Below are 12,459 nucleotides of genomic sequence, written 5' to 3'. Positions count from 1 at the left end.
CTCAACACAGTTGATTAGGATGGCCGCTAACGCTTGCTATGCAAGGGTTTAGGACTTCCAATCAACCACTGCGTCAATCTGTTATTACTATTAACAAGAGAAGGTTGAGACATTTTTGTCCCAACCCCATTTTATCATATTTTTTACAATTCAACAATTTTTCCTGTTTTGAGGTAAACAACCCATTCACAGATATTTTTAGCATAGTCTCCGATACGTTCTAAGTACATTAAAACTTGGAAATATTCTTTACCTGCAAATACCGTGTCTGGATTTTCACGAATACGTTCAACGGCAAGGTTTTGAATTTCTTTGAACATGTTGTCAATCAATTCATCTGATGCAGCGATTTCATAAGCTTTTTCATCATCACCTGACATATAAACTTCAAGAGCTTCTTCAACCATTCGCTTAACAGCTTTCCCCATTTTGCGGATTTCTTCTTCCACTTCGGCAATGCGTTCTTCACCTTTGGTACGAATCGTCGCTTTGGCAATAGCTGACGCATGGTCACCCATACGCTCCACATCACTTGAAGCCTTCAAAACGGTGATAACAGTACGTAAATCATGTGCTACCGGTTGCTGAAGTGCGATGATTTCAAGCGATTTTTTTTCTAAGCGGGTTTCATAAGCATTGACAACGTCGTCACTTTCGATAACTTCTTTTGCCATTTCACGATCATGCGTCACAAAAGAACGAACAGCGTTGTTAATTTGCGCTAGAACCTCAGTTCCCATTGCGTAAAACTGATTGTGAAGTTTTGATAATTCTTCTTCAAATTGTGCACGTAACATGTATTTTTTCCTTTCGTAAGTCGTAAGAGATTACCCAAATTTACCAGAAATGTAGTCTTCGGTTTCTTTATGTTTAGGACTAAGGAACATTTCCTTGGTCTTGTCATATTCAACTAGGTTACCATCCAAGAAGAAGCCTGTGCGGTCTGAAATCCGAGAAGCTTGTTGCATTGAACGTGTCACAAGGAGCAACGTGTAGTCTTTTTTCAACTCGTAAAGAGTATCTTCAATCTTTCCAGCTGAAATCGGGTCAAGAGCCGATGTTGGTTCATCCATAAGCAAGATTTTAGGACTATTTGCCAAAACACGGGCAATACAAACACGCTGTTGTTGACCTCCTGAGAGCCCCAGAGCAGAATCATGAAGCCTGTCTTTGACCTCATCCCAAATTGAAGCCCCGATTAAGGATTTTTCAACTGCTTCATCTAAAACAGCCTTGTCTTTGATCCCCTTTAAACGAAGTCCATAAACGACATTTTCATAGATAGACATCGGAAATGGGTTAGGTTGTTGGAAAACCATCCCAATCTCTTTACGAAGTTCTACTGCATCCGTGCGTGGGCTATAAATATTATGTCCGTTATAGATAATAGAGCCTGTCAATGTCCATTCTGGATTGAGGTCTCCCATTCGGTTAATGGCACGAAGCAAGGTTGATTTTCCTGAACCTGATGGGCCAATCAATGCTGTAATCTCGTTAGGATAAAATTCCATACTCACACTATTGAGCGCTTTTTTCTGGCTGTAATAAACAGAAAGATCTTTTACTTCTAAAATAGGTTCTGTCATGATTCCTCCTAACCAAAGTGTCCAGTAACGTAGTCATTCGTTGACTTGAGCGTTGCATTTTGGAAGATATTTTTAGTTTTATCGTACTCAATCAAATCCCCTAAATAAAAGAACGCTGTGTAGTCACTCGCACGAGCAGCCTGTTGCATATTATGGGTAACAATAATAATTGAATAATTCTCTTTAAGGTCAAACATGGTTTCTTCCAGTTGCATCGTCGCAATTGGGTCAAGGTTTGACGCTGGTTCATCCATTAATAAAATATCTGGTTTTACAGCAATCGCACGAGCGATACAAAGTTTTTGTTGCTGACCACCTGAAAGGGTAAAGGCAGACTTGTGCAGGCTATCTTTAACCTGATCCCAAAGCGCTGCTTGTTTCAAAGAGGTTTCAACGATTTCATCAAGAACCTTCTTATCTCGAACACCTGCACGTTCATGTGCAAAGGTAATATTTTTATAGATAGATTTTGCAAATGGATTTGGTCGTTGGAACACCATCCCAATGTGCTTACGCATTTCGTAGACATTGATTTCAGGGGCATTCACATCGATTCCTTGGTACATGATTTCACCAGTTACTTTAGCAATATCAATAGTGTCATTCATGCGGTTAAGGCTACGAAGAAAGGTTGATTTACCACAGCCTGATGGACCAATAAGTGCTGTGATTTTATTTTTTTCGAACTGCATATCAATTCCCTTGATAGCTTCCTTTTGACCATAATAAACGTGGAGGTCTTTGGTTGAAAGGATTGTCTTTTCTTCTGGGAAGGTAATGATATGACGCTCATTCCAGTTATATTCTGACATGTGGTCTCCTTATTCATAAGATACCAAGCCTGTGATGTCTGCCGGGATAGATTCTAAATTCAGCACACATCTGGCAGGTTAAGTTTATTCAGCAGAAGTCAATTTCGCATGAAGGAATTTGCCAAGGCGACGAGCAACAAAGTTGAAAATCAAGATAAAAATCAAGAGCACTGCTGCTGATCCCGCTGACACAAGGGTTCCATCTGGAATTGTCCCTTCACTATTGACCTTCCAAATATGAACGGCCAACGTTTCTGCTTGACGGAATGGTGAGATTGGACTTGAAACGCTGAGTGGGTTCCAGTTACTCCAATCCATCGCTGGTGCAGACTGTCCTGCTGTATAAATAAGCGCTGCTGCTTCACCAAAAATACGACCCGAAGCAAGTACAATACCAGTGACAATTCCTGGAAGTGCTTCTGGAATAACCACATGGAAAACTGTTTCCCAACGTGAAATTCCCAGCGCTAAACCAGCTTCACGCTGGGTATGGTGTACCGTGCGCAAGCTATCTTCAACGGTACGTGTCATCTGAGGAAGGTTAAATACAGTCAGAGCTAGGGCACCTGAAATGATTGAAAAGCCGTACTCGAACTGAACAACGAAAATCAGATAACCAAAAAGACCTACGACCACTGATGGGAGAGATGACAAAATCTCGATACAGGTACGAATAAAGTTTGTCAACGGTCCTTTTTTAGCATATTCAGCCAAGTAAATACCAGCTCCCATTGATAGAGGTACTGAGATAATTAGGGTAATAATCAGCAAGAAGAAGGAATTGTAAAGCTGAATACCAATACCACCACCAGCCTTGTAAGACGATGATTTCCCAGTCAAGAAATCCCAGCTAATATGTGGAATTCCGCGGAGCAAGATGTAAAGAATAAGCGACGCTAGAATGGTGACAATGATACCTGCAATGGTATAAAGAACACCTGTCGCTAATTTATCCATTTTTTTAGCGTGCATAATTTCTCTTTCTCTCTCTCGTAATAAATTTAACTAACATGTTGAAGGCAAGGCTCATAAGGAGCAAGACAAGGGCAAGTGACCATAGTACATTATTTTGAACCGTTCCCATAACGGTATTACCAATTCCCATTGTCAAAACAGAGGTCAGGGTTGCCGCAGGTGTTGTCAAAGATGTCGGCATCACTGCTGAGTTACCTACGACCATCTGGATGGCCAGAGCTTCACCAAAAGCACGTGCCATACCAAAGATGACTGCTGTGAAAATCCCTGGACGAGCTGCATTTAAAGTCACACGCCAAGTCGTTTGCCAACGTGTCGCTCCCATCGCAAGACTGGCCTCACGGTAATGACGAGGCACCGCACGCAGGGTATCTGTTGTCATGAAGGTAACCGTCGGCAAAATCATAACGAAAAGGACAAATACCCCTGATAAGATACCAAAACCAGTACCACCAAAAATCGAACGAACGAATGGCACGACCACTTGCAAACCGATAAATCCGTAAACAACTGACGGAATACCTACTAAAAGCTCAACCGCTGGTTGAAGAATTTTAGCACCATACTTAGGTGAGATTTCTGTCATAAACACTGCTGCACCAATTGCAAATGGCGTCGCAATCAAGGCAGATAAAATCGTAACAATAAATGAGCCTGCAATCATTGGAAGAGCTCCAAATTCTTTTTGACTTGGATTCCATTTTCCATCAAACAAGAAGGTAAAGATATTCACACCATCTGAGAAGAAGGTCGACAAGCCTTTTTGAGCCACAAAAATCAAAATCATTGCAACGATGAAAACAATTAAGGCGAGACACATAAAAGTGATGGTTTTACCAAATTTTTCCAATCTTGAATTTTTTGAAGGTGACATCAGTTTTTTAGCTAATTCTTCATTTTTCATCTTAGTCCTCCTTCTCCGTTACCACACCATCAGCTGACTTAGTAACTTTCATGTCATTGATTGAAATATATCCCATACTTTCTACAATGCCTTCTTGTACTTCGTCTGAAACCATGTAATCTAAAAATTCTTTTGTCAGCTTTTCTGACTTACCTTTAGTGTACATGTGCTCATAAGCCCAAATTGGCCAATCATTAGTTGCGACATTTTCTGGTGTCGGAGCAAAGCCATTCAATTTCATGGTACTGATCGAATCATCCACGTAGGCAAAAGCTAGGTAAGAAATAGCACCTGGCGTCTGTGCGACGATAGATTTAACCATACCATTTGAATCTTGTTCCTGACTCTGTTTAGCATTTTTGCCATCCATAATGACGCTGTCAAATGTTGCACGAGAACCTGAAGAAGCCGCACGATTGATAATGGTAATATCAAGGTCTGAACCCCCGACCTCTTTCCAATTAGATATTTCACCAGTAAAAATTTGACGTAGCTGCTCTGTCGTCAAGTTATCTACTGTCACTTTTTCATTGACAATCACTGCAAGACCCGCTACTGCTACTTGATGGTCAACAAGCGCTGAAGCATCAATACCATCTTTTTCCTCAGCAAATACGTCTGAGTTACCAATATCAACTGCTCCTAATTGCACTTGAGAAAGTCCAGTACCTGAACCACCACCTTGGACATTGACTGATTTTCCAATATGGGTAGAACCAAATTCATCGGCCGCTGCTTCAACCAATGGCTGTAAAGCCGTAGAACCTACCGCAGTAATAGACTCACCTCGATCAATCCAACTAGAGCAAGCTGAGAGAGTTGCACTTGACAAACCGACTAGGGCTAGTAGTTGCCACTTAGATTTTTTCTTAATTGTCATTGTTTTTCCTTTTCATTTTTTTCTGAAAACAATTGTGGTGCTTTACACCAATTACATCATAACATATAGAAACTCTTGCTATCTAGAATATTTTTATAAATTGTATTCCATAACACTTAGGTGTTAAAACGCAAGCCTTTGGGGAAATAATTTTTGAGCGTATTCCCAACAACCTTAGCAAATCCCATGCCGTTGCCCTCTACAACCACTTGGTACCAACCATTTTTATACTGTTCTGGTAACTGAATGATATTTCCTGCGACATAAAGTTCAAACTGTTCTATATCAATTTTTACAAACTGTTCTACATCATCAGGCGATAAGGCAAGTCCTAAAGCAAAAGACGGTTCAAAACGTTTCTTTTTAAAGGTTCCAAGATGTAGACCGTTACGTGCAATTTTCAACTTTTTCAAATCAGGTAAGCCATCCGGTAACAGGTAAAGCTGATCACCAAAGGTCTGCAATAAACCTGATAAAGAAATCGTAAGGTGCTCTCTAGTAAACTCTTGCCAAAGCGACAACTGCTCACGGCTGAGATTGGTTTTGGACGTTTTCATTTTTTGAGTGACTGGCTGGCGCTGATCTTTCAAATGAGCGACAAATTGCCCTTCACCTTTAAAATGATGAGGATACATCCGCCCAACCTCTGGAATGCCAATCCCTTCAACCATACCATTGATTTTAGGAACATCTATCAAATCAAGTTCATATGAATCAAGGAGCCATTTAACCACCTCTTCATTCTCCTCAGGAGCCCAAGTACAGGTTGAGTAGACTAAGCGCCCGCCTGGGGCAAGCATTTTCATGGCATCTTTTAAAATGGATTTTTGCAGCTCTGCACATTCTGCGGGATAGGCTTCGTGCCAATACTGTGTCGCTTCATGGTCTTTACGAAACATTCCCTCACCTGAGCAAGGTCCATCAAAAACTATAAGATCAAAATAGTTCGAGAAGACTTTTGATAGTCTTTCAGCACTCTCATTAGTGACGACCACATTTCTAGCACCAAAACGTTCAATATTTTCTACAAGAATCTTGCTACGTTTCGTCGAAATTTCATTGGAGACGAGGACACCTGTATTTTGTAAATAGCTGAGCAGGTGTGTTGATTTTCCTCCCGGTGCAGCTGCAAGGTCCAAGACTTTCATTCCCTTTTTAGGCGCAGCAATTTGCCCAACAATCTGAGCAGCAGGCTCTTGAGAATAGACTAATCCTGTGACATGCTCTGCACTTTTTCCAGAAACTTTTCCATAAAATCCCCACGGGGTATTAGGAATAGGATCACTAAAGGACTTCTGCTCCTTCTTGAGAGGATTTATGCGATAAGCTGATTGCGATTCTTCATCAAAGGTTTTGAGAAAATCATCAGCCTCTTCTCCCAAAATAGAACGATATTTTTCGATAAATGGTTTAGGTAAATACATGTCTATATTATACTAAAATCACTGTTTTTAAGCAAAAAACAGAACTGAGCTATGCCCAATTCTGTTCATTTTTATTTAGTAAGTGTAAGACATCTGCCTTATACTGTCTTGGAAGAAAAACAACTTTCTCACGGCTGATAAAATCAACCGTCTGACCATCTAAGGTCAGCAGTTCATATCCCAATGATTGGCCTAAAATACTAGCTGCGGCATAATCCCAAGGATAAACATTTGAAAAATATGCCCAAAGCTGATTATTGAGAACCTTAGCCATGCTCAGACCAGCACAGCCATAATTTCTAATCCCTAAAGCATTCTGTAAAACCGCTAGAATATTATGATCATTTTGCACAATCATGCCTGTATTACACGCTACAAGAGATTGATTTAGTGGGCGACCGTCAAAAACAGGAAGTTCTCTGCCATTACAAGTTACTGGAAAAATGCCACCACCAGCGTAGAGTTTATCTGCCATCACATCATAAATCAATCCAAATTGACCAACACCCTGCTCAAAATAAGCTAACATAATGGCAAAATCGGATTTTTGTGTGACAAAATTAAGCGTACCATCTATCGGGTCAATCACCCAGACATTACCATCAGAAATCGCTTGCTGATTATCTGATTCCTCAGCCAAAAAATGATCCTTGGGGTAGGAAACCGTAATCTTCTGCATTAAAAAGGTTTGAATAGCAACATCCACCGACGTTACAATGTCATCATTTGTCGATTTAACGGTGATATCAAAGATGTCTTCCATTTGTTGAAGAAGTAATTTGCCTGCTTCTTTGATTACATTTTGAGCAAAGGTAAATTTACTTTCCAAGCGAAATCACACCCTTCCCCTTATTTTTTGCTGCTTGCACAGCACGGTAAGTCGAGTAACCACTGGTTGCCTCAAATTCACGGTCAATCTGCTTTTCTTGAGCCTTACTTTTCACAATGCTTTTAAAAATAGCATAGCTACTTAACAATTTTTCGGCGTCTATTTTAGACTCGTAGGCAAGCTCTACGGCGTTCAAAAAAGAAAGCACTGAAGTAATCTCATCAGTGCTCCAAGTCAAATCAAGTGGATAAGAATAACTCTTATGCATGTCTTCCCTCAATCTCTGCTCGAATAGTGGCTTGTCGCAAGCCCTGTTTACGATAATCGCGTGGTAAAAAGGCACGGATTTCATCTTCATTAAAACCAATCTGCATCCGTTTGCTATCCATAATAATCGGACGACGAAGAAGGCTAGGATTTTCAGCAATCAACTTAATCAACTCCGAAATAGACAATTCGTCCACATCAATATTAAGCTTCTGAAAAACCTTAGAGCGTGTTGAAATAATATCCTCAGTCCCATTTTCAGTGTAAGATAAAATATCTAACAATTCCTCGCGTGAAAGCGGACTTGTTATAATGTTATGTTCGCGAAACTCTACATCGTGCTTTAATAACCATGCCCTCGCTTTACGACAACTGGTACAGCTAGGCGATAAATATAGCGTAATCATGTCAACACCGCCTCTATCCTTAACTATTTACACTTTATTATACAAAAAAGTAAATCATATTTCTAGACTTTTTTCATAATTAAGCCCATTTTTTTGAAAATTGTTCATCTTTTTCCAATTGTGTAATCAAATCATCAATGCCAGAGAATTTGACCATGTCCCGAATTTTATGCAACCAGAAAATCTCAACTTCTTCACCGTATATTTCCCCAGTAAAGTCAAAAAGATGCGCTTCCAGTCGTAACTCTGTTCCACCAAACGTGACGTTCTGACCAATCGAAGTCATTGCGCGATAGATTTTTCCTTTGACACGAACGTCTGTGACATAAACCCCATCTGAGGGTAAATGTGTCCGATCAATCGGAGCTAGATTGGCTGTTGGGTATCCGATGGTACGACCACGCGCATCACCATGGACCACAATGCCTCGTGTCGTGAACGTATATCCCAGCAATTGATTGGTTAACCCGATATCGCCTTTCGTTACCGCTTCACGGATACGTGTTGAGGAAATCTTTTCACCATCTAGTTGGACTTCTTCTACGGTGTGCACAGTAGCATTAGTATTACGAGCTAGATAGTCGCTGTTTGTTTTATTGTGACCAAATTGGTAATCAAAGCCGACAACAATGTCCTGAGCCTGTAATTTTTCGACGTAATGCTTGATAAAATTGTCTGAACTGGTTTTCGCAAAATCACTGGTAAAGTTGGTCAAATAGAGGTAATCGACACCATACTCTTCAAATTTTGCGTAGCGCTTTTCAGGATAAGTCAGGTGCAACAGCAATTCTGGACTAAAACGAGCAAAGGTCAGCTTTGGAGACTCATGAAACGTCAACACTGAAATCGGCAAGTTTTTTTGCTCTGCTATTTCTCGTGCCTTATCAAAAAGAGCCTTGTGTCCCAGATGCAGACCATCAAAATAGCCTAAAACCAAGACTGTCGGTTGTGTAGTTAACAAATCGTGATGATTTTTTATCGTTATGATGTTCATGTTCGTTAAATCAATACTTTTCTAGGTTTATATAAGTCGTCACGCGCTTCTAAAATGGCAATCACTTTGCCCTCATGAAAACCTGCTATTAATTCTGCAGAAGTTTCCAGCTTGACACGACGACCATAGGAAATTTCAGTGACGTCCGCTGAAGTCAGTTCAACGTGCGGCAAGTCAGCAACACCGTACTCAATCGGCAGCAAAAAGCTCCAATCATCGTCATTGACCTTTTCTTTGATTTCTTCCAGAGTCAAAGCAGAGCTTAATTCCAATCCTGCCGAAGCTGTCCTTTGAAGAGCAGACATATGACTGGCATAGCCAAGCGCTGCGCCTAAATCAACAGATAAGGTTCGAACATACGTTCCCTTGCTGCAAGCCACTCGAAAGGTAAATACCGCTCTGCCATTTTCCAAAGAAATCGGTGAGGTACGTGCAAATTCCGTAATGGTCACTTGACGTGATGGGCGTTCAACCTCTTCACCAGCACGCGCATATTCGTAAAGTTTGCGTCCATTGACTTTGACCGCAGAATACATGGGTGGGGTTTGAGTGATTTTGCCAACAAAAGCAGACATGGCGAGATCAACAGCTTCCTCAGATAAATCTGATACCGGTGTTGTCTCAACAATCTCACCAGAAGCATCTTCTGTTGTGGTTGAAAAACCAAGCGTTATCTCACCCTCGTAGACTTTTCCAGCCTCAGTCATGTACTCAATAACACGCGTCGCTTTTCCAACGGCAATAGGTAAAACACCCGTCACATCTGGATCAAGAGTCCCCCCGTGACCAATCTTTTTTTCTTTTAAGAGTTTGCGAAGCTTGAAAACAGCATCATGGCTAGTCATTCCCGCTTCTTTTTTCAAATTAATAATTCCTGAAATCATAACATTTATTATAACAAAAAATCTCACCAATTGGCGAGATTTTACTATGTTTAAAAACGATAAAGCTTTTTAGAAATCCACAATTATTATCCTAACAGCATATGATGAAGAATAAGACCTATTTAATAGCACGCATAATATCTCCATCTAATTCAAAGAAATCCTGAATTTCTTGGATATATTCCAGAACGCCTTGAAAGTCACCAGATTCATCACATACAGCTACATAAGTCATGTGAACAAACTTACCCAGTTTTTCTGATTTGAACCACATGGCTACCTTGTCTTTTTGACCTGTTCGTAACAGTTGAAAAATCATTTAAACTTTATCAAGGACTTTGGGTGGATGGCAGAGCTCAACAGGAAGGCTAATCAATTTAGAACCAACTTTCAAACTGGTCACTTTTCCAACAGTATTTAACATGGTTGGGCTGCTAGTGGTTTAAAACCAAATTCAATCAAAATATTTTATGGCGTTTAATGACTTCTGCAATGGGTATCGTTAACTCAAGCGTATTTATCGTAACACCTTGTCTAAATAGTAGTCAAAAAGGAACCTAAGCTCCTAAAACATTATTTCGTCTGTTCAAAACGTAAATGCACGATAATGCTATCCCCGTAGCCATTGCGCTCCAAATCACGCTGCAGGCGGTAAGAAATGTAATGCTCTGCAATATTGATATAACCAGCATCCATGAGACGATTTTCAACACAAGACTGAATCATGCTAATCGTTGGTCGTTCAACATGGGCTTCTTCAAGGTCAATCGTCACCTTTTTAGTCACTTGGGCAAGGTTTTGACGCCACGTATCATCAATCACATAAACTGTTTGTGCTGCCTTGATAATCGCTTGATAAATTTTTTCAGGATCAAAGTTAGCGACTTGACCATCACGTTTGATAATCTGCATAAGAACACCTCTTTTCATTCGTTTTCATCTTTACTTACATTATGCAAGTGTTTTCATGATTTGTCAAGCTTTTCTTTGTTAAACTGAGCGTTTTAGATGAAAACTTCGAGGAAATGAGGGGGATTTCTTACTTTCAGTAGCGTATTGGAAGATAAAGCCCTGCTTTTCATAAAAAGACAAGCCAATCCGATTGCCCTCCATGGCAGAGGTAATCCATTGTTTCTCAATACCATAGGTTTCCTTTTGATAGGCTGTGAAAGCATCGACTAGCTGACTACCAATACCTTGTCGTTTCAACTCAGGGTCAACATAAAGAACATAGATGTGTCCTTCGTTATGCTCATCAATACCACCACCGATACAACCCAGAACCTTGTCGTCTTCTACAACAACCCAATAACCGTGATAATAAGGACTATCGTCCAAAACATCCTTAGTAACACGCGCTTCGTTATAATAGTCTTCAATCACTTGGTTGATATAGGATTGTGGCACCAAATCTTTATAGGTCTCTCGCCAACCTCGACTACAAACAGCCATAATCTGGGGGACATCTTTTAATACTGCACGCCTGATAATCATGCTAGCTTCTCCTTAGCCTTAGTAGTCTGGGCGCACAACCCCTGTTACAGTTGCACGAGTTGCCTCATAATCACCGTCAACGACAACTTTGACAATACGTTTCGCATCTTCTGCTGGCGCTGGTACAAGAGGGAGACGCAACGGACCAACATCGAAGCCAAGGTAGTTAAATACCGCTTTAACAGGCTCGGGACTTGGATAAGAGAAAAGAGCGTTGACTTTCGGAATGAATTGACGCTGAATAGCTGCCGCTTTCTTGATATCACTCTGCTCAATGGCTTGAAACATCTCATACATCTCGTCACCATTGGTGTGCGAAGCAACCGAAATAACCCCATCAGCACCCAAGTTCATGGCATGGAAAGCATCCCCATCTTCCCCAGTATAAACAAGGAAATCTTCTGGCTTATGTTCAATCAGATAAGCCATATTAGCAAGGCTGGTACACTCTTTAACGCCAATAATATTAGGATGCTCTGCTAAACGAAGCATGGTTTCAGGAGTCATTTCCACAACCACACGCCCTGGAATATTATAGATGATAATTGGCAAATCGCTCGCATCCGCAATCGCTTTGAAATGCTGATACATGCCTTCCTGAGACGGTTTATTGTAATAAGGTACGATGGCAAGACCTGCAGCGAAGCCGCCAAATTCAGCAACCTCTTTGGCAAACTCAATCGAGTCACGTGTATCATTGGTCCCCACACCTGCAATCAAAGGCACGCGCCCCTTCACAATCTTTTGGACCGCAGCAAACAATTCCAACTCTTCCTTGTGGGTTAAGGTTGGACTTTCAGCTGTTGTCCCTGCTAATAAAATCCCTTCTGTATGGTGGGCTAACAAATGCTCTACCAAATCAGGCAAAGCTTCAAAATTAATAGACCCATCTTCGTGAAATGGTGTAATCATGGCAGTAATAATTTTGGCTTGACGTAATTGCTCAATAGACATTTTGGACTCCTATCTTTTCCTTTTCTAGCAAAAAACTGAGACTAAGACT

15 protein-coding genes and 2 pseudogenes are annotated in these 12,459 nt (G+C 40.7%); all 17 read right to left on the bottom strand.

Annotated features, from left to right (window positions below):
* Positions 1-143 precede the first annotated feature (143 nt).
* Entirely contained in the window at positions 144-797 is a 654-nt protein-coding gene (phoU, locus tag EAF07_RS02185) for a phosphate signaling complex protein PhoU (protein ID WP_121834663.1), read from the bottom strand.
* Between the two features lie 30 nt (positions 798-827).
* Positions 828-1,586, bottom strand: a complete 759-nt coding sequence (pstB, locus tag EAF07_RS02180) for a phosphate ABC transporter ATP-binding protein PstB (protein ID WP_121834662.1) — start codon at positions 1,584-1,586, stop codon at positions 828-830.
* A gap of 8 nt (positions 1,587-1,594) precedes the next feature.
* Positions 1,595-2,398 carry a phosphate ABC transporter ATP-binding protein PstB gene (gene pstB, locus EAF07_RS02175; protein ID WP_121834661.1) on the bottom strand — a complete coding sequence of 268 codons (804 nt, stop codon included), beginning with the start codon at positions 2,396-2,398 and terminating at the stop codon, positions 1,595-1,597.
* 84 nt (positions 2,399-2,482) lie between these two features.
* Complete coding sequence (gene pstA / locus EAF07_RS02170; RefSeq protein ID WP_121834660.1) at positions 2,483-3,370, bottom strand: phosphate ABC transporter permease PstA; 888 nt, start codon at positions 3,368-3,370, stop codon at positions 2,483-2,485.
* Positions 3,360-4,277, bottom strand: coding sequence for a phosphate ABC transporter permease subunit PstC (pstC, locus tag EAF07_RS02165; protein WP_121834659.1), 918 nt, complete (start codon positions 4,275-4,277; stop codon positions 3,360-3,362). Before pstC ends, pstA begins: the two co-directional genes overlap by 11 nt.
* 1 nt (position 4,278) lies before the next feature.
* On the bottom strand, positions 4,279-5,151 hold the full coding sequence (locus EAF07_RS02160; RefSeq protein ID WP_121834726.1) for a phosphate ABC transporter substrate-binding protein PstS family protein: 873 nt from the start codon (positions 5,149-5,151) through the stop codon (positions 4,279-4,281).
* Between the two features lie 122 nt (positions 5,152-5,273).
* Entirely contained in the window at positions 5,274-6,581 is a 1,308-nt protein-coding gene (locus EAF07_RS02155; protein ID WP_121834658.1) for an RsmF rRNA methyltransferase first C-terminal domain-containing protein, read from the bottom strand.
* Positions 6,582-6,630: 49 nt separating this feature from the next.
* Complete coding sequence (locus tag EAF07_RS02150; protein ID WP_121834657.1) at positions 6,631-7,410, bottom strand: inositol monophosphatase family protein; 780 nt, start codon at positions 7,408-7,410, stop codon at positions 6,631-6,633.
* The gene (locus tag EAF07_RS02145) at positions 7,400-7,678 is read right to left on the bottom strand and encodes a UPF0223 family protein (RefSeq protein WP_121834656.1); all 279 of its coding nucleotides are present in this window, start codon (positions 7,676-7,678) and stop codon (positions 7,400-7,402) included. The genes EAF07_RS02150 and EAF07_RS02145 overlap by 11 nt, the downstream gene beginning before the upstream one ends.
* Entirely contained in the window at positions 7,671-8,084 is a 414-nt protein-coding gene (locus EAF07_RS02140) for a Spx/MgsR family RNA polymerase-binding regulatory protein (protein ID WP_121834655.1), read from the bottom strand. The genes EAF07_RS02145 and EAF07_RS02140 overlap by 8 nt, the downstream gene beginning before the upstream one ends.
* Before the next feature lie 79 nt (positions 8,085-8,163).
* Complete coding sequence (locus EAF07_RS02135) at positions 8,164-9,078, bottom strand: bifunctional riboflavin kinase/FAD synthetase (RefSeq protein ID WP_121834654.1); 915 nt, start codon at positions 9,076-9,078, stop codon at positions 8,164-8,166.
* Positions 9,079-9,083: 5 nt separating this feature from the next.
* A complete protein-coding gene (truB, locus tag EAF07_RS02130) occupies positions 9,084-9,962 on the bottom strand; it encodes a tRNA pseudouridine(55) synthase TruB (protein WP_121834653.1) in 879 nt (292 codons plus the stop codon).
* A gap of 118 nt (positions 9,963-10,080) precedes the next feature.
* Positions 10,081-10,323: pseudogene (locus EAF07_RS02125) on the bottom strand (PAS domain-containing protein); the annotation flags it as partial.
* A pseudogene (locus EAF07_RS10890) lies at positions 10,318-10,483 on the bottom strand (DUF1858 domain-containing protein); the annotation flags it as partial. The pseudogenes EAF07_RS02125 and EAF07_RS10890, both read right to left, overlap by 6 nt.
* Positions 10,484-10,535: 52 nt before the next feature.
* Complete coding sequence (locus tag EAF07_RS02115) at positions 10,536-10,874, bottom strand: ATP cone domain-containing protein (RefSeq protein ID WP_121834651.1); 339 nt, start codon at positions 10,872-10,874, stop codon at positions 10,536-10,538.
* 78 nt (positions 10,875-10,952) lie between these two features.
* Positions 10,953-11,456 carry a GNAT family N-acetyltransferase gene (locus EAF07_RS02110; protein ID WP_121834650.1) on the bottom strand — a complete coding sequence of 168 codons (504 nt, stop codon included), beginning with the start codon at positions 11,454-11,456 and terminating at the stop codon, positions 10,953-10,955.
* A gap of 18 nt (positions 11,457-11,474) precedes the next feature.
* The gene (gene dapA / locus EAF07_RS02105) at positions 11,475-12,410 is read right to left on the bottom strand and encodes a 4-hydroxy-tetrahydrodipicolinate synthase (protein WP_121834649.1); all 936 of its coding nucleotides are present in this window, start codon (positions 12,408-12,410) and stop codon (positions 11,475-11,477) included.
* Between the last annotated feature and the right edge of the window lie 49 nt (positions 12,411-12,459).

It is taken from the genome of Streptococcus hillyeri, assembly GCF_003686955.1.
Classification (GTDB): Bacteria; Bacillota; Bacilli; order Lactobacillales; family Streptococcaceae; genus Streptococcus; species Streptococcus hillyeri.
Note: the sequence above shows the minus strand (reverse complement) of the source record. Positions and strands in the feature narration are given on the sequence as shown.